At 27.7% G+C, this 17,634-nt stretch carries 17 protein-coding genes, 1 tRNA gene and 1 CRISPR repeat array; all 18 genes read left to right on the top strand.

Annotated features, from left to right (window positions below; translation table 11 throughout):
• Positions 1–42: 42 nt before the first annotated feature.
• A CRISPR array of direct repeats spans positions 43–409; the repeat unit is 29 nt; unit sequence GTTTTTAGCTCGCCTATGAGGGATTGAAA.
• 251 nt (positions 410–660) lie between these two features.
• On the top strand, positions 661–963 hold the full coding sequence (locus N3D74_04330) for a hypothetical protein (protein MCX8095391.1): 303 nt from the start codon (positions 661–663) through the stop codon (positions 961–963).
• A 6-nt stretch (positions 964–969) separates the two neighbouring features.
• Positions 970–1,776, top strand: coding sequence for an ATP-dependent sacrificial sulfur transferase LarE (larE, locus tag N3D74_04325; protein ID MCX8095390.1), 807 nt, complete (start codon positions 970–972; stop codon positions 1,774–1,776).
• Positions 1,767–2,522 carry a nickel pincer cofactor biosynthesis protein LarB gene (gene larB, locus N3D74_04320; protein MCX8095389.1) on the top strand — a complete coding sequence of 252 codons (756 nt, stop codon included), beginning with the start codon at positions 1,767–1,769 and terminating at the stop codon, positions 2,520–2,522. Before larE ends, larB begins: the two co-directional genes overlap by 10 nt.
• Complete coding sequence (locus tag N3D74_04315; protein MCX8095388.1) at positions 2,519–2,761, top strand: LarC family nickel insertion protein; 243 nt, start codon at positions 2,519–2,521, stop codon at positions 2,759–2,761. The genes larB and N3D74_04315 overlap by 4 nt, the downstream gene beginning before the upstream one ends.
• Positions 2,758–3,666: a nickel pincer cofactor biosynthesis protein LarC gene (larC, locus tag N3D74_04310; GenBank protein ID MCX8095387.1), complete on the top strand. Its 909-nt coding sequence runs from the start codon at positions 2,758–2,760 to the stop codon at positions 3,664–3,666. The genes N3D74_04315 and larC overlap by 4 nt, the downstream gene beginning before the upstream one ends.
• Positions 3,663–5,729, top strand: a complete 2,067-nt coding sequence (locus N3D74_04305; protein MCX8095386.1) for an NAD(P)/FAD-dependent oxidoreductase — start codon at positions 3,663–3,665, stop codon at positions 5,727–5,729. Before larC ends, N3D74_04305 begins: the two co-directional genes overlap by 4 nt.
• Before the next feature lie 124 nt (positions 5,730–5,853).
• Positions 5,854–6,120 carry a 30S ribosomal protein S15 gene (gene rpsO, locus N3D74_04300; protein ID MCX8095385.1) on the top strand — a complete coding sequence of 89 codons (267 nt, stop codon included), beginning with the start codon at positions 5,854–5,856 and terminating at the stop codon, positions 6,118–6,120.
• Between the two features lie 22 nt (positions 6,121–6,142).
• Positions 6,143–8,305 (top strand): polyribonucleotide nucleotidyltransferase, encoded by a 2,163-nt coding sequence (locus N3D74_04295; GenBank protein ID MCX8095384.1) that lies wholly within the window; start codon positions 6,143–6,145, stop codon positions 8,303–8,305.
• Positions 8,306–9,565 (top strand): insulinase family protein, encoded by a 1,260-nt coding sequence (locus N3D74_04290; protein MCX8095383.1) that lies wholly within the window; start codon positions 8,306–8,308, stop codon positions 9,563–9,565.
• Positions 9,540–11,201: a ribonuclease J gene (locus tag N3D74_04285; GenBank protein ID MCX8095382.1), complete on the top strand. Its 1,662-nt coding sequence runs from the start codon at positions 9,540–9,542 to the stop codon at positions 11,199–11,201. Before N3D74_04290 ends, N3D74_04285 begins: the two co-directional genes overlap by 26 nt.
• 25 nt (positions 11,202–11,226) lie before the next feature.
• Positions 11,227–12,324 carry a DUF362 domain-containing protein gene (locus N3D74_04280; protein MCX8095381.1) on the top strand — a complete coding sequence of 366 codons (1,098 nt, stop codon included), beginning with the start codon at positions 11,227–11,229 and terminating at the stop codon, positions 12,322–12,324.
• Positions 12,321–12,776, top strand: a complete 456-nt coding sequence (locus N3D74_04275) for an HIT domain-containing protein (protein MCX8095380.1) — start codon at positions 12,321–12,323, stop codon at positions 12,774–12,776. The genes N3D74_04280 and N3D74_04275 overlap by 4 nt, the downstream gene beginning before the upstream one ends.
• A 22-nt stretch (positions 12,777–12,798) precedes the next feature.
• A complete protein-coding gene (locus tag N3D74_04270) occupies positions 12,799–13,584 on the top strand; it encodes a PIG-L family deacetylase (protein ID MCX8095379.1) in 786 nt (261 codons plus the stop codon).
• A 23-nt stretch (positions 13,585–13,607) separates the two neighbouring features.
• Positions 13,608–13,682 (top strand) — tRNA-Gly (locus N3D74_04265).
• Between the two features lie 23 nt (positions 13,683–13,705).
• Complete coding sequence (locus N3D74_04260; protein MCX8095378.1) at positions 13,706–14,113, top strand: polymer-forming cytoskeletal protein; 408 nt, start codon at positions 13,706–13,708, stop codon at positions 14,111–14,113.
• On the top strand, positions 14,097–14,726 hold the full coding sequence (locus tag N3D74_04255; GenBank protein MCX8095377.1) for a phosphoribosyltransferase family protein: 630 nt from the start codon (positions 14,097–14,099) through the stop codon (positions 14,724–14,726). Before N3D74_04260 ends, N3D74_04255 begins: the two co-directional genes overlap by 17 nt.
• Positions 14,713–15,309 carry an ATP-dependent Clp endopeptidase proteolytic subunit ClpP gene (gene clpP / locus N3D74_04250; GenBank protein ID MCX8095376.1) on the top strand — a complete coding sequence of 199 codons (597 nt, stop codon included), beginning with the start codon at positions 14,713–14,715 and terminating at the stop codon, positions 15,307–15,309. The genes N3D74_04255 and clpP overlap by 14 nt, the downstream gene beginning before the upstream one ends.
• A gap of 2 nt (positions 15,310–15,311) precedes the next feature.
• A complete protein-coding gene (gene lon / locus N3D74_04245) occupies positions 15,312–17,633 on the top strand; it encodes an endopeptidase La (GenBank protein MCX8095375.1) in 2,322 nt (773 codons plus the stop codon).
• Position 17,634: the final 1 nt, after the last annotated feature.

The following is a 17,634-nucleotide window of genomic DNA, read 5'->3' as shown; positions in this document are numbered from 1 at the left end:
AAACTTGAAATTTATTTTAGAGGCTTATTATAATTTTGTAAAGTTTTTAGCTCGCCTATGAGGGATTGAAACTAGGTTTACTCTAATTGGATTTTTAATAAATTCCGAACGTTTTTAGCTCGCCTATGAGGGATTGAAACTTATGAAAGATATAAGGTATTTTAAACAGCCTAATATGTTTTTAGCTCGCCTATGAGGGATTGAAATGTTCTAAAGAATAGATTTTTAGATGAGTTAGATAATGAGTTTTTAGCTCGCCTATGAGGGATTGAAACACTCAGAACTCACTATAAATTTATCAGTTTACGATAAGTTTTTAGCTCGCCTATGAGGGATTGAAACAATTTGATTCACAAAAATCGATAAACATCGCATATATTGTTTTTATTTAACTTATAAGGGTTTGAAAACTAAATAAGCATCTTGTTGCAGAATTAAAAACTATTATATAAAAAAAAATATAATATTATTAAAAAGAAATTAGTAAAAAATTTTTATGTATCTCTAAGATAATAAAGATACTTTATGACCATATAAGTAAAATCAAATTTATCAAAATGATTATAAATATGATTTTTTAGTTATTTCATTTAAGATTTATAAATTGATAAAAAATTAGTAAAATATAATTTGTAAATTTTCTTTGAAAGGAGATATGATATGAGAATAGAAGATTTGGTTAGAGATTTAAAAAGTTATAAAGATTATGAAAATGTAAAAGAACTTATTGATGATATTTATGAAGAATTACAAACACTTGATAATTATGATGTATTTGAAGTTTTAGAAGAGTTATACGATGAAGATGAATTAAAAGAGATTCTAATTGAAAAAATAAAAGAAAGAGAAAAAGAACTTGAAGAGATAATTGAAGAGATTGAAGATGAAGATTACGAAGAAGAGGAAGAAGATTTAGAAGAGGAGATTTGGGAAGAAGAAGATTTTGAGGAAGAAGATAGATAAAATTTAATGGATTTAAATAAAAAATTAGATGAATTAAAAAATTATCTAAAAAATTTAAATAAAGTTTCTATTGCATTTTCAGGAGGAGTTGATTCAACTTTTCTTCTCAAAGTTGCACATGATACTTTAAAAGAAAATATAATTTCTATTACAATAGATACAGAATTTCAAAAAAGAGAAGAAATTGAATTTGTTAAAAATTTTACTGAAGAAAATAATATTAAAAGTTATATTTTGAAATTTAATATTTTAGAAGATGAAATAATTAGGAAAAACCCGAAAGATAGATGTTATTTTTGTAAATATAAAATTTTTTCAGAAATTAAAAATTTCTCTATCAACTTAGGTTTTAATAATATATTAGATGGCACAAATTATGATGATTTAAGCGATTATCGTCCTGGATTAAGAGCATTAAAGGAGTTAAATATAATTAGTCCCCTTTTAGAATTGAAATTCACAAAAGAAGAAATAAGAGAGATTTCAAAACAACTCAATCTTAAAACATGGAATAAGCCTCCTGAATCATGTCTTGCAACAAGAGTTCCTTTTGGAGAAAAAATCACTTTAGAAAAATTAAAAATGATAGAAGAAAGCGAGAATTATTTAAAAAGTTTAGGTATTTCTTTAGTTAGGGTTAGAATTATGAATGAATATGCAAAAATTGAAGTTTTACTTAATGAAATTGATATAATTTATAAAAATTTAGAAAAAATTACTAAAAAGTTTAAAGATATAGGGTTTAAAGGAACTCTTATTGATTTAGAAGGATATAAAAAAGAGAAGGTTGAGGAAAAGTTTAAGTGGATTTAGAAAAACTTAAAAAATTACTAACTGATTTTAAAGAAAACAAATTATCAATTGAGGAGACTTTAGAAGATCTCATGAAACTCCCTTATGAAGACCTTGGTTTTGCTAAAATAGACCATTTTAGAGAAATAAGAAAAGGTTTTCCAGAGGTTGTATTTTGTGAAAGAAAGAGAGATGAAGATGCATTAAATATTATATTAAAACTTTATGAAAAGTCGAAAAGAGTTCTTGCAACAAGAGGTAATGAAAATCTTTTTAAACTTGTAAAAGAAAAAATAAAAAGCGCTCAATATAACCCACTTGGAAGAACTATTTCAATTTGCGAAGAAGAGTTAAAACCTAAAGGAAAAATTATAATTCTTACTGCTGGAACAACAGATATTCCAGTTGCTGAAGAAGCTTATGAAACAGCAAAAATTATGGGGAATAATGTAGAAAAAATTTATGATATAGGTGTTGCAGGTCTTCATAGAGTAATTGATAATCTTCAAAAAATAAAAGAAGCAAAAGTTTTAATAGTTGTTGCTGGAATGGATGGTGTTCTTCCAAGTGTTATTGGAGGTTTAGTTAAAGTTCCAGTAATTGCTGTTCCTACAAGTATTGGTTATGGTGCTAATTTTAATGGTCTTGCCCCCCTCTTAACAATGCTTAACTCATGTTCACCTGGAGTTGCTGTTGTAAATATTGATAATGGTTTTGGAGCTGGCTTTTTTGCAAGTTTAATAAATAAAATTGGTGAAGAAGAGTGAAAATTATCTATTTTGATCTATTTAATGGCATAAGTGGAGATATGATTTTAGGAGCACTTTTTGATTTAGGTCTTGATTATTCAACATGGAAAAAAGAAATAGATAAACTGTATTTAACTGGATTTGAGATTGAAATAACAAAAAAAGAAAAAAATGGAATTTATGGAACAGATTTTAAAATTAATATTTCTGATACTCTCACTGAAAGAAAAGGGATTGATTTAATAGAAATGTGTTGATTAAAAAATATAAATATCTAAAAGAAGTAAAAAATTTGAGTAAAAATATAAAATTAACAGAAAATGAAAAATTTGAAGAAGTTCACCTTCATGAATTAGGGGGATTAGATTCAATTATTGATATCGTTGGAAGTGTTATTGGATTAAGATTATTAAATGTTGAAAAAGTTTATTCATCTCCAGTTCCTGTTGGAAGTGGATTTGTAAAAACTCATCACGGAGTTTTACCTATCCCAGCACCAGCAACTATAGAAATTCTTAAAGGAGTTCCAATATTTTCAAATGGAATCAAAGGTGAAATTACAACTCCAACTGGCGCAGCTATTATAACAACTCTTAGTACATCATTTGGTGATTTACCTTCTATGAAAATAGAAAAAATTGGATATGGTCTTGGAAAAAAAGATTTTGAAATTCCAAATATCTTAAGAGTTTTTATTGGAGAACTTTATGATTTTTATTTAAAAGATTTCAATACACTTATAGAAACAAATATTGATGATATGAATCCTCAAATTTTTGGATATATAATTGATAAAGCATTTTCTTTAGGTGCCCTTGATGTATTTTTTACCCCAATTTATATGAAAAAGAACAGACCATCTTATAAAATCTCAATTTTATGTGAAGAGAAAGATAAAAATAACTTAATTGATCTAATTTTTAGTGAGACTACATCAATTGGAGTTAGGTTAACAAGAGTTGAGAAAGTATTTTTAAAAAGAGAAATTAAAGAGTTAGAGACAGAATTAGGTAAAATAAGAATTAAAATTTCATATTTTAAAGGAGAGAAAAAAATTACACCTGAATATGATGATATTAAAAAAATTGCAGAAGAGAAAAATTTACCAATTGTTAAGATTTATTCAATTATTGAAAAGGAATTAAATAAAATAAATTTATGAAAAGAGTTAAAATTCCAGGAATGCTCTTTATTTTAATATCTTTTATACCTTGGATAATTTATTGGAGCACTTCAAATTTAGAAAAAATTATTTCTCTTTTAATTCCACTTATAATTACAATTTTTCTTTTATTACCACAAATTAAAAGAAAAGATTTTAATTTAATGGATTTTTTCACATTTTTCTATTTTTCAATAGCATTAATATTTACTATATTTTTTAAAAATAAAATATTTTATGAAAAAAGTGGTCTTTTAGGCTATTTTACTCTTTTTATAATGGCTTTATTTTCAATAACAATTAAAAACCCATACACATTTCAAGTGTCTAAAAAAGATTATCCAAAAGTTTACTGGAAAGATAAAACTTTTATTTTTGTAAATTATATTATCACTATTTTTTGGATTTTTGTTTATGGCTTAAACTCTCTTTTTTATTTATTTTTATTGTTTCCATTAAATTTGATTTTTTCAAACATAAATATTGCTTTAGGAGTAATTTTTTCAATCATATTTCCATCAAAAGCACCTGAATATTTTATTAAAAGAGTTTATAAAGAATTTTTAAAAAAGTATGATTTTGAAGTTAAGATTGATAGAGCAAAACAAAAAGATGAGAATGAGTATGAAATTATTGTTTTAGGTTCTGGAATTGGCGGTTTAACATCAGCATCGCTTCTTGCAAAAAATGGTTTTAAAGTTTTAGTTCTTGAAAGACACTATAAAGTTGGTGGATATTGCTCTTCTTTTGGAAGAAAAGGATTTATTTTTAACACTGGAGTTGAAGATGTAAGTGGTTTATGGGAAGGTGGGCCTATTTCTTATTTATTAAAAGAGTTAAATTTAGATAAAGACTCTCTTTTTGTAAAGAACAAAACTCAATATATTTTAAATAGTGAAAAAATTGATCAAAAGGATCTTGAAAGCTTTATTTCTCTTCTTTCTCAAAAATTTCCTCATGAAAAAGAAAATATTATAAGATTTTTTGATGATGCTAAAAATGCATATATTGAATGTTATAAAGATGTAAAATTTTTTGGCACTCCACTTCCTGCTGAACTTATTTTGAAGGTTTTAGGAAGTAAATATCTTGTAAATTATCCTAGGGAACATCCTCATTTTTATGATTGGATGAATAAAACTTTTGAAGATAAGCTTAATGAATATTTCAAAGATAATAATTTAAAAAAACTTATATCATCTCTTGTTGGTTATGTTGGTTCTTCACCAAACAAAATTTATGCAAGTAGCGCTTTAACAAATTGTGTTTCTTATTTTCTTTTTGGAGGATATTTTCCTAAAGGTGGTGCCCAAAATTTTTCAAATTCTCTCAAAAATAAAATTGAAGAATACAATGGGAAAGTTTTAACAAATCATGAAGTTCAAAAAATAGTTGTTGAAAATGGAGTTGTAAAAGGAGTAATTTCTAATGAAAAGTTTTTTAAATCTGATATAGTTATTTCAAACATAAATGCAAAGGTTACTTTTTTAAAACTCATTGATCAAAAAGAAATTGATAAAGATTATATAGAATATATTAAAAGTTTAAGGATGTCACCATCATGTTTTATGACTTTTTTGAGTGTTGATATTGATTTAAAAGGTTATCCAAATTTAATAAAAGATATTGATGATGAAATTGATGTTGTAATAAATTCAAACGCTGATCCAAATTTAGCACTAACAAATAAATCAAGTATAACAATAATAAGTGGTGCTAATTATTATGATTTCCCTAAAAGAGAAAGTGAGGAATATAAAAATTTAAAAGAGAAATATATTAATGAATCAATTGAAAAATTGATTAAATTAATTCCAGAAATTAAAGATAAAATTTTAATTAAAGAAGGAGCAACACCTAAAACATTTGAAAGGTACACATTGATGCCAGAGGGAGCTCTTTATTCTTTCGATCAATCAATTGACACAAAAAGGCCATTTTTTAAAACTCCAATTAAAGGCCTTTATCTTGCTTCTGCTTCAACATTTCCAGGAGGGGGAATTGAAGGAGTAGTTATTTCAGGAATTATTGCCGCAAATGATATTTTAGGTTGGAAAAAATAATTTTTTACCCATATAATTTGAAAAATTTCCTTAATATGATATAATTTTTTAAAGTTATAAAACCAATGATCCTTAACCTGGATTAAAGTTAAATCTGGGTTAAAGGGTAGGTTAGGAGGTAAAGATGTTAGATAAAAAAGAAAAACAGGAGATAATAGAAAAGTTTAGATTACACGAAAAAGATACAGGATCTCCTGAGGTACAGATTGCTATATTAACTGAAAAGATTAGAAGGTTATCCGAACATCTTAAGGAGCATAAAAAGGATCACTCCTCAAGAAGAGGGCTTCTTAAGATGGTTGGAAGAAGAAGAAAACTCCTTAATTATCTTAAGGAGAAAGATTACGATAAATATTTACAATTAATTGAGAGTTTAAATTTAAGAAAGTAATTTAACTCTCTAAAGGAGAAAAATGATTTTAGATATAAATAAACGGACATTAGAAATTGAAATTTCTAATAAAAAATATTTTTTTGAAATTGGTGAAGTTGCAAAACAAGCAGATAGTGCCACACTAGTAAAATGTGGTGGTACTGTTGTTTTAGTTACATGTGCTGTAAGTAAAGAAGTAAAAGAAGGGCAAGATTTTCTTCCACTTGTTGTTGATTATGAAGAAAAACTTTATGCAGTTGGTAAAATTCCAGGCGGATTTTATAAAAGAGAAGGAAAACCAACAGATGAAGAAATACTTAAAGGTAGATTAATAGATAGATCTTTAAGACCTTTATTTCCCGAATTTTTCTATAATGATGTTCAAATTATAGCAATGGTTTTATCACAAGATAAAGAGAATCCAGCAGATATTTTAGCCTTAAATGGAGCATCCCTTGCATTATCTCTATCTTCTGCACCATTTTTAGGTCCAGTTGGTGCAGTAAGAGTTGGTAAAATTGAAGATAAATTTATAATTAATCCAACATTTGAAGAGATAGATAAAGGTGAAATGGATATTGTTGTCGCAGGAACAGAAGATTATATTGTTATGGTTGAGGCAGGTCTTAAAGAAGTAAAAGAGGAAGATATACTCAAAGCACTTGATTTAGCACATGAAGAGATTAAAAAAATTGCAAGAAAAATAAAAGATTTTGCAAAAGAAAATGGAAAAGAAAAAATTATAGTTGAGCCATTCTTAGTAGAAGATGAAATAATTCATAAATCAAAAGAGTTTCTTGAGCCAAAGTTTGAAGATATACTTGAGAATTTTCCTGAGAAAACAAAAAGAGAAGAGGAGCTTGAAAAACTTAAGGATGAACTTTTTAAATATTTCATAGAGGATTTTGAAACAAAAGAGGAGTTTACAAAAGAAGAAAATGAGTTATTAAAAAAACTTGATTATACATTCACAAAAATTTTAAAAGAATTTGTAAGAAAAAGGATTATTGAAAAAAATATAAGAGTTGATGGAAGAAAACCTGATGAAATTAGACCACTTTATATAAAAGTTGGTCTTTTACCTCAAACTCATGGTTCTGGTTTATTCACAAGAGGTCAAACTCAAGTTCTTTCAGTTGTAACATTAGGAGGTCTTAAAGAAGGACAACTCATTGAAGGTCTTGAAGAAGAATTCACAAAAAGATATATGCACTATTATAACTTTCCACCATTTTCTACTGGAGAAGTTAAACCTCTTAGAGGTCCATCAAGAAGAGAAATAGGACATGGTGCTTTAGCAGAAAGGGCGCTTCTTGCAGTTATTCCAGATGAGATAGAATTTCCATATTCAATAAGAGTTGTATCAGAAGTTTTGGAATCTAATGGTTCAACATCTATGGCTTCTGTTTGCGGTTCAACTCTTTCTTTAATGGATGCAGGAGTTCCAATTAAAAGACCTGTTTCTGGTATTGCAATGGGTTTAATTAAAGAAGGAGACAAATATACAATTCTTTCTGATATTCAAGGAATGGAAGACCATCTTGGAGACATGGATTTTAAAGTTGCAGGTACAGAAGAAGGTGTTACTGCTCTTCAAATGGATATAAAAATAAAAGGAATAGATCTTGAAATAATTGAAAAAGCACTAAAACAAGCAAAAGAGGGAAGATTATATATATTAAGTGAAATGTTAAAAGTTATTGATAAACCAAGACCAGAAATTTCACCACTTGCTCCAAGAGTTATTGTTATGGAAATTGAACCAATCAAAATTAAAGATGTTATTGGTCCTCAAGGAAAATTTATCAAAAAAATTATAGATGAAACAAAAGTTCAAATTGACATTGAACCAACTGGAAGAATTTATATAACTGCACCAGATTACAATTCAGGAGAAAGAGCAAGAGAAATGATAAAAGAGCTCACTCAAGACATTGAGGTTGGAAAAATTTATCTTGGAAAAGTTTTGCAAGTAAGAGAATTTGGTTTAATTGTTGAAATAACACCTAATAAAGATGGATTGCTTCATGTATCTCAAATGAGAAGTAATATTGCAAAAAATACAAAACTCTGGCCAAAAGTTGGAGATGAAATAATTGTTAAAGTTGCAAATGTTGATGACCTTGGAAGAGTTAATTTAACTCAAAAAGGAATTATATTTGATGATGAAGATAGAGAAAGGAGAAGAGATAGAAGAGAATAGATGGCAGATAGCGAAACAATAGTTGAGCCACTATTTAATGGCTCAACATTAATATACCAGAGAGGAGAAAATTTCCCTTCCTTCTCTCTTTTTATTTTGGTACCAGCAGGTTCAATTTATGAGAGTGAAGAGACAAATGGATATTCACATTTTATAGAACATCTTGTTTTTAAAGGAACTCCTAAAAGAAACTCAAAAGAAATTTCAATTGAAGTCGAAGGAATTGGTTGTGATATGAACGCTTTTACATCAAGTGAATATACTGGCTACTATATTAGAGGAAGAGATAGAAGTTTTAAAAAAGCAACTGATGTTATTTTAGATATTATTCAAAATCCACTTTTTCCTGAAATTGAAATTGAAAAAGAAAAAAATGTTGTTATTGAAGAGTATAACTCAATTGAGGATTCACCTGAAGAACTTTCTCTAATTGAACTTAAAAAAGCTATTTGGGGAAATTCAAGTTTTTCTTATGATGTTATTGGAAAAGTTGAAAATATAAAAAATTCAACAAGAGATTCTCTCTTTTCCTTTTTTAAAAATTTTTATCATCCAGAAAATTTAATCATCTCTTTTTATGGAAATATTCAATTTGATGAAGTTAAAAAGGTAGTAGAAGAAAATTTAAAAAAATTTGATTATGATAAAAAAATAAGTGAAGTTTTTGAACCAAATTTTTTATCTGATATAAAAGTTAGATATAAAGATATTAAACAAGTTTATGTACACATGGCTTTTAAATCTGTTTCAATTCTCACAAAAGAATATCCTATTCATCTTGTTCTTTTAAATGTTTTAGGTGGTGGAATGTCATCAAGATTATTTCAAAGGATAAGAGAAGATTTAGGTTTAGTTTATTCAATTTATTCTTTCAATTTATCTTATAAACAAACTGGGGCTGGAGTAATCTATTTTGCAACAAACAAGAATAATTTAGAAAAAGTTCTTTATGAAATTAAAAGTGAATTTGAGAAAATAAAAAAAGAGTCTTTTAAAATAGATGAGATAGAGAGAAGTAAAGAATTTTTAATTGGAAATTTGCTTCTTAGATTAGAGAACTCTTTGGCAAAAAGTGAAAGAAATGGAGTTAATTTTTTTAGAAAAGGTTATGTTGAGAAAATTGAAGAAGTAATTGAAAGAATTCAAAAAGTTAATAGAGATGATTTAATGAAAGAGTTTAGTGAAATAGAGTTTGAAAAATTTGGTTTTGGTGTATGTGGAGGCTTAACACAAGATGAGTTCGCAAGAATTATCAAGTAAATTTGTAAAAATAACTTTTTTAGGAGGGTTAAACGAAATTGGTAAAAACATGATGATTTTTGAAGATAATGAAACTGCTTTTATTCTTGATGCAGGTTTTAAATTTCCTGAAATTGAAATGTATGGAGTTGAATATGTAATTCCAAATCTAACATATATTGATAAAATAAAAAATAAATTAAAAGGAATAGTTATAACTCATGGTCATCTTGATCATATTGGTTCTATAAAATATATTTTTGAAAAAGTAAAACTTCCTCTTTATGGAACAAAACTAACTCTTGGTCTTGCTTCAACTGTAATTCCAGGTAAATTAAAACCATACGAAGAAGTTGAAATAAAACCAAATGAAAAATTTAAAATAGGAAATTTTACACTTGAGGGAGTTTATGTAAATCATTCAATTCCAGACGGACTTGGTTTTTTAATTGAAAATCCCTTTTCTGGAAGAATTTTTCATACAGGAGATTTTAAAATTGATACAACTCCAATTGATGGAAAAGCAATTGATCTTCAAAAATTAGGAAAAATTGGACAAGATGGAGTTTTACTCATTCTATCAGATTCTACAAATGCAACAAAAGAAGGTTTTACTGGTTCTGAAAGGGTTGTTGGTGAAAGGCTTTTTGATCTTTTTAGAAAAATAAAAGGAAGAATTATAATTACAACTTTCTCAACAAACATTCATAGAATCCAACAAATTTTTGATATTTCTCATAAACTAAATAAAAAAGTTTATGTTGATGGAAAAAGTTTTGTAATTATAATTACAATTTCTAAAAAACTCGGCTTTTTAAATATTCCAAATGATCTAATGATCCAGATTGATGAACTTTCTCTTGTTCCAGAAGAGAAATTAGTTATTTTAACAACTGGAAGTCAGGGTGAACCACTTTCAGGGCTTACAAGACTTGCAAATTCAGCACATGATAAAATAAAAATTCTTCCAAAAGATACAGTTATAATTTCTGCACATCCAATTCCTGGAAATGAAGAATATGTAAACAAAATTATAAATTCTCTTTTTTATCTTAATGCTGAAGTTATCTATAGAGAAGAAGATGGTGTTCATGTATCAGGACATGCTTCAACTGAGGAGTTAAAAATAATGCTTCAACTTATTAAACCAGATTATTTTGTTCCTATTCATGGAGAAGCAAGACACCTTTATGCTCACAAAAAGGTAGCAAAAGAGATTGGTATAAGTGAAGATAAAATTTTTGTAGTTGAAAATGGTGATACTTTAATAGTCACAAAGGACCATGTTAGAAGAGGAAAAAAAGAAAACACAGGAGATCTTTTTATTGATGGGCTTGGTCTTGAATCTGAAGAGAGTGAAGTTTTAAAAGATAGAAAAATTTTAGCAAAAGAAGGTATTGTTGTATTAGGTATTTTAATAAATAAAGGGAAAATAAAAGACATAAGTTTTTCATCAAGAGGATTTTTTAATGGAATTGAGTTTAATAAAATAATAAAAGATGCTAAAGAAAGAGTAGAGGAGATATATAATTCAAATCACTCTTATTCAAAAGATATACTTGAAAGAGATTTACAAGGTGCTCTTTCTTCATTTCTTTATGAGAGAACAAGAAGAAAACCAATTATTATTCCATTAATTTTTGAAGAGAATGAATAAAATTTATTAGAAAGGAAAATTTAAAATGGCTGAAGTTTTATTTGCTTCACTCAGAGCAGAAAATGAAGAGAGGTCATTTTTAAGAAAAATTAAAATTTTAGCATCTAAACTTATTAAAGAGATTAAAAATGGTGATCTAGTTGCAATTAAACTTCATTTTGGAGAGTTAGGTAATCATGGTTTTTTAAGGCCAATTTTTGTAAGGCAGATTGTTGACCTTGTTAAGGATTTAGGAGGTAAACCATTTTTAACAGATACTAACACTCTTTATAGAGGCTCAAGGTCAAATGCAATTGATCACTTGAACACTGCAATATACAATGGATTTTCTTACTCCTCAATGGGTTGTCCAATTGTAATTGCTGATGGAGTAAGAGGACAATATTTTTATGAAATTGAAGTAAACTTAAAACACTTTAAAAAAGTAAAAATTGGTGGTGCAATTATTGATTCAGATTATCTTGTTGTTTTAACTCACTTCAAAGGTCATATGTCAGCAGGTTTTGGAGGGAGCATTAAAAATGTAGCTATGGGTTGTGCTTCAAGAGCAGGAAAACAACAGCAACATGCAGATTTTAAACCACCATTTATTTTTGAAAGATGTATTGGCTGTGGTAAATGTAGAGATCATTGCCCTGAAAATGCAATTGAAATTATAAATAAAAAAGCAAGTTTCGATTATTCAAAATGTATTGGATGTGGAGAATGTGTTACTGTTTGTCCAACAAATGCAATTAAAACATCTTGGGGAAGCTCAAGTGAAATTTTAGAGGAAAAAATGGTCGAATATGCTTTTGGAGTAAAAAAATTTTTTGAAGAAAGAATCTCCTTTTTAAATTTCGTTTTGGATGTATCACCAGATTGTGATTGTTTACCATGGCATGATGAAAATATAATAAGAGATATTGGTTTGTTTGGTTCAAAAGATATTGTTGCAGTTGATCAAGCATCTTTTGATGCAATAAAAAATATTGAGGCCCTAAAAGTTCACTCATTAGATTATAAAACTTTAGAAAATGAAGATAAATTTTTATATGTCCACAAAATTTCTGGTATAAGACAACTTGAATATGGTGAAGAGATTGGCTTGGGAGAAAGAAAATATAATATAAAGGAAATATGAATTTTTGTCCTTTTTGTGAACCTGAAAATGAAAGAGTAATTTTTAAAAATAAATTTTCTTTTGCACTTCTTGATATATTTCCTGTAACTAAAGGACATACATTAATTATTCCAAATAGACATGTTTTGAAATTAGAAGATTTAAACGATGAAGAAATTTTAAATATTTTTGAAACATATAAAAAAGTGAAAATTGGTATTGAAATAGTTCTTAAAGCATCTGGTTTTAATTTTGGATTAAATCTTGGAGAAGTTGCAGGTCAATCAATAGAACATATTCATTTTCATTTAATACCAAGATATATTGGTGATACTAGTTTTCCAGATGGAGGAATAAGAAAGGTGACTATGAATTTAATAGATTTTATTGTTAAAAATTTAAAAGAAGTATGGGTTAAAAATAGGTTAAGTAATAATGAAATAGAAAAACTTAAAGAAGTACTCAATAAATAATTTAATAGTAAAATTTAATTATATGAAAAAGAAAAAATTATATAAATATTTAATTCTTTTCTCTCTTTTTATTATTTTAATTTATGGTTTATTTTTTATAAGAGCAACTCAAGTTTTACCACAAGGAGCAATAAATTTATTGCCTGAAATTGAAAATCCAAAAAAAAATGAAAGAATAATTGTTTTTTCTCCACATCCTGATGATGAAACCATTGCTTGTGGTGGTTATATACATAGAGCAATTATAAATCAATCAAATGTTTTTATAGTTTTAATTACTGATGGAAATAAGAGACATAAGAAAGAGATTAGATATAATGAATTAAGAAATGCTGCTTCTTTGCTTGGTTTAAAAGAAGATAACTTAATTTTCTTGAATTATCCCGATGGTAAATTATTTAAATATAGAAATGAACTTTATATAGATTTTTACGGAATAGTTAAAAATTATAAACCTGACAAAGTATTTATACCTTTATCTTATGATAAGCATAAAGACCATAAAGTAAGTGGAGAGGTATTAAAAGAGGTTTTATCAAATTTTGAGAATATAAAAATTTATCAATATCTTGTACATCATGATTATTTCCCTCAACCAATTAAATTTGATCCAAATTTATACGTTTTGCCTCCTTTAAGAACATTAAATTTTCATTCAAAATGGGAAAAATTTATTTTAAATGAAAAAGAAATTGAAATTAAGAAAGAATCAATTTTTATCTATAAATCTCAAATTGAAAAGATACCACTAAAAGAATTATTACCAAGTTTTATAAGAAAAAATGAGATATTTTATGTAGATACTTAAAATTATTGATATAATATCATTAGGCGGGAATAGCTCAGGGGTAGAGCATCGGCTTCCCAAGCCGAGGGCCGCGGGTTCGAATCCCGTTTCCCGCTCCATAAATTTCAAAAAGGAGGTAGTAATGCCATTCGGAAAAGCATCAAAAGAAGAAGTTGTAAGAGATTCAGCACAGTCATATATTGGTGAAGGAACAACAGTTGAAGGAAAAATTATTTGTGAAGGTAGTTTAAGAGTTGATGGAAAAGTAAAAGGTGAAATTGAAGTTAAAGGAATAGTAACAATTGGAGAAAAAGGAGTTGTTGAATCAAATATTAAGGCAGCTGAAGTTCAAATAATGGGAGTTATTAATGGAAATGTTTTTTCTGATAGAAAAGTAGAAATTTATTCAACTGGAAAATTAATTGGTGATGTTCATACATCTAAAATTGCAATTGAAGAGGGAGGGGTTTTAGAAGGAAAATGCACAATGGGAGTAAATAAAGAAACTTTAATTTCAAAAGAGAAAACAAAAGTTGATATTCAGAAATAGAGAAGAAGCAGGAATACTATTAGGAAAAAAATTAAAAGAGTTAAACTTAAAAAATCCTATTGTTTTTGGCATACCAAGAGGAGGAGTTGTAATTGGTTATGAAATAAGTAAGATTTTAGATTGCCCTCTTGACATTATTATTGTTTCTAAAATTCCTTCTTTTTACAATGAAGAGTATGCAATTGGTGCAATAAGTGAAGATGGAACAATTTTTTTAAGAGAAAAAGAAAATGAAGAGCTTTTAAAAAAAACAATCGAAAGAAAAAGAAAAACTCTTGAAGATAGAGTTAAATTATTTAGAGGTGGTAAACAATTAAAAGATTTAACTAATCAAACTGCAATTGTTGTTGATGATGGAATTGCAACAGGAGAAACAATGTTAATTGCAGTAAGAACTATAAAAAATAAAAATCCAAACAAAACAATTGTTGCTGTTCCTGTTTCAAGTATTGATGCAAAAGAAAGAATAGAAAAAGAGGTAGATCTATTTATTTCATTGTATCTTCCACACTTTTTTTATGCGGTTGGACAGTTTTATGAGGATTTTGAGCAAGTTGAAGATAATTATGTTATAAATATATTGGAAGAAAGGAGAAGACATGAAAGAGATTAATCAGGTTATACCATGGGTTATAGAAAAGACACCATATGGTGAAAGAAGTTATGATATTTTTTCAAGATTACTTAAAGATAGAATTATTTTTCTTGGAACTGAAATTAATGATCAGGTAGCAAATGCAATTATAGCAGAACTTCTTTTTCTTGAGGCAGAAGACCCTGAAAGAGATATAAATTTATATATAAATAGTCCTGGAGGAGAAGTTACAGCAGGTCTTGCAATATACGATACAATGCAATTTATAAAAGCACCTGTATCAACAATATGTGTAGGCCAAGCAGCAAGTATGGCTGCTGTACTTCTTGCAGCAGGTACTAAAAATAAAAGATATGCATTACCAAATACAAGAATTTTAATACACCAACCATGGGGTGGGGTGCAGGGCCAAGCAAAAGATATTGAAATTGTAGCAAAAGAGATTATAAGAGTAAAAAATAAAATTAATGAAATTTTATCAAAACATACTGGGCAACCCCTTGATAAAATTGAAAAAGATACTGATAGAGATTATTATATGACTTCATATGAAGCAAAAGATTATGGAATAATTGATGAAGTTTTAGAGAATAGGAAATAAATATGGAAAAGAAGACAATTTATCCTGTTTTACCATTAAGGAATGTTGTAGTTTTTCCTCACACTGTCCTTCCAATTTTTGTTGGAAGAAGAAAATCGCTTGCATCATTTGAAGAAGCAATAAAAAAAGATAAACTTCTTATTCTTGTCACTCAAAAAATAGAAGAAGAGGAAGATCCAACACCAGAGGGTTTATATGAAATAGGTGTTCTTGCTCAAATTTTACAAAATGTTAAACTTCCAGATGGAACTGAAAGAGTTATAGTTGAAGCAATAAAAAGAGTCAAAATTGAAAATTATACAAAAGTTGAACCCTATTTCGAAGCAGAAGTAACAGAGATAGAAGATAAAGTTGAGATTACACCAAAAATCGAGGCTTTAACAAGAGTTACACTTGACCTTTATGCAGATTATGTAAGATTGTCAAAAAAAATTCCAATAGATTCTTTAACAGCTGTTCAAGATATTGGAGATCCTACAAGATTTTTAGATATAGTTGCATCAAATATAATTGTTCCTATTCAAGATAAACAGAAAATTTTAGAAACTATAAATATTGAAGAGAGATTTGAAATTTTAATAAAACTTCTCTCAAAAGAGGTTGAACTTCTAAAAATAACAAATGAAATTGAAGAGAAAGTAAAATCACAAGTTGATAAAACACAAAGAGAATATTTCTTAAGAGAGCAACTTAAAGCAATTAAAAGAGAATTAGGTGAATCTGAAGAGTATTCTGAAGAAGTTGAAGAATATAGAAATAAACTAAAGGGAAGAAAATTACCAGATTATGTTTTAGAAAAATTTAATGAAGAGTTGAAGCGCTTATCAAAAATGCCACCTATGGCAATGGAAGCAGCAGTTATTAGAACATATCTTGATTGGCTTCTAGATCTACCATGGGATAAATCAACAAAAGATGAGATTGAAATTTTAAGAGCACAAAAAATTTTAGATGAAGATCATTATGGTCTTGAAGATGTTAAAGAAAGAATTCTTGAGTATCTTGCAGTAAGAAGATTAACAAAAAAGCCAAAATCCCCAATTCTTTGTTTTATAGGACCTCCTGGAGTAGGAAAAACATCTCTAGGTAGATCTATAGCAAGAGCACTTGGAAGAAAATTTGTTCATGTATCTCTTGGTGGAATTAGAGATGAAGCAGAAATAAGAGGTCATAGAAGAACATATGTTGGAGCTCTTCCTGGAAGAATAATACAGGGGATAAAAGAAGCAGGTACAAGAAATCCAGTTTTCCTTTTAGATGAAATAGACAAAGTCGGAGTAGATTTTAGAGGAGACCCATCAGCAGCACTTCTTGAAGCTCTTGACCCAGATCAAAATTCACATTTTTCTGATCATTATATTGAAATTCCGTTTGATCTCTCTGATGTTTTATTTATTACAACAGGAAATGTTACTCACACAATTCCTCCGCCACTTTTAGATAGAATGGAGATAATTTACCTTCCAGGTTATACTGAAGATGAAAAACTTCACATAGCTAAAAAATATCTATTTCCAAAACAACTAAACTTTAATGGTTTAAATGAAGATGATGTTAAAATTACAGATGAGGCATATTTAAAAATAATAAGAGAATATACAAGAGAATCTGGATTAAGAGAACTTGAAAGACAGATTTCTAAAATTTTAAGAAAAGTTGCAAAAGAGAAACTTGAGAAAGGTGAAAACTTTAAAAAAGTTACAGTATCAGCAAAAAATTTATTTAAATATTTAGAATATCCACTATATAGATTTGGAATAAAAGAAGAGAGAGATGAAATTGGTGTTGCAACTGGTCTTTCTTGGACACCATTTGGAGGAGACATTACAAAAATCGAAGTTGTTAAAATGAAAGGAGATGGAAAACTTATTCTAACAGGACAACTTGGAGATGTTATGAAAGAATCAGCACATGCAGCATTCTCTTATATAAGATCTCATGCTGATACACTTGGAATTGAGGATAAAGATTTTTATAAAAAATTTGATTTTCATGTTCATGTTCCAGAAGGTGCTGTTCCAAAAGATGGACCATCTGCAGGAATTGCAATGCTTACAGCAATGATTTCAACAATTAAAGAAGTTCCAGTTAAAAAAGAAGTTGCAATGACAGGAGAGATAACTTTAACTGGAAAAGTTTTACCAATTGGAGGTCTTAAGATTAAAGTTCTTGCAGCACACAGAGCAGGAATTAAAGAGGTAATTATTCCAAAAGAGAATGAGAATGATCTCAAGAAAATTCCAAAGCAAATTAAAAACAGTTTAAAATTTCATTTAATTGAAAGAGTGGAGGAGGGTATTAAATTATCTTTAAGGAGTTCTTAAT

Source organism: Caldisericia bacterium, from assembly GCA_026414995.1.
GTDB lineage: Bacteria > Caldisericota > Caldisericia > B22-G15 > B22-G15 > JAAYUH01.
The sequence above is the reverse complement of the archived record's forward strand: the minus strand, read 5'-3'. Positions and strand labels throughout refer to the sequence as shown.

Coding starts and splice junctions, on each gene's coding strand:
- N3D74_04330 (MCX8095391.1), top strand. CDS start 661: ATGAGAATAGAAGATTTGGTTAGAGATTTAAAAAGTTATAAAGATTAT.
- larE (MCX8095390.1), top strand. CDS start 970: ATGGATTTAAATAAAAAATTAGATGAATTAAAAAATTATCTAAAAAAT.
- N3D74_04305 (MCX8095386.1), top strand. CDS start 3,663: ATGAAAAGAGTTAAAATTCCAGGAATGCTCTTTATTTTAATATCTTTT.
- rpsO (MCX8095385.1), top strand. CDS start 5,854: ATGTTAGATAAAAAAGAAAAACAGGAGATAATAGAAAAGTTTAGATTA.
- N3D74_04295 (MCX8095384.1), top strand. CDS start 6,143: ATGATTTTAGATATAAATAAACGGACATTAGAAATTGAAATTTCTAAT.
- N3D74_04290 (MCX8095383.1), top strand. CDS start 8,306: ATGGCAGATAGCGAAACAATAGTTGAGCCACTATTTAATGGCTCAACA.
- N3D74_04285 (MCX8095382.1), top strand. CDS start 9,540: ATGAGTTCGCAAGAATTATCAAGTAAATTTGTAAAAATAACTTTTTTA.
- N3D74_04280 (MCX8095381.1), top strand. CDS start 11,227: ATGGCTGAAGTTTTATTTGCTTCACTCAGAGCAGAAAATGAAGAGAGG.
- N3D74_04275 (MCX8095380.1), top strand. CDS start 12,321: ATGAATTTTTGTCCTTTTTGTGAACCTGAAAATGAAAGAGTAATTTTT.
- N3D74_04270 (MCX8095379.1), top strand. CDS start 12,799: ATGAAAAAGAAAAAATTATATAAATATTTAATTCTTTTCTCTCTTTTT.
- N3D74_04260 (MCX8095378.1), top strand. CDS start 13,706: ATGCCATTCGGAAAAGCATCAAAAGAAGAAGTTGTAAGAGATTCAGCA.
- clpP (MCX8095376.1), top strand. CDS start 14,713: ATGAAAGAGATTAATCAGGTTATACCATGGGTTATAGAAAAGACACCA.
- lon (MCX8095375.1), top strand. CDS start 15,312: ATGGAAAAGAAGACAATTTATCCTGTTTTACCATTAAGGAATGTTGTA.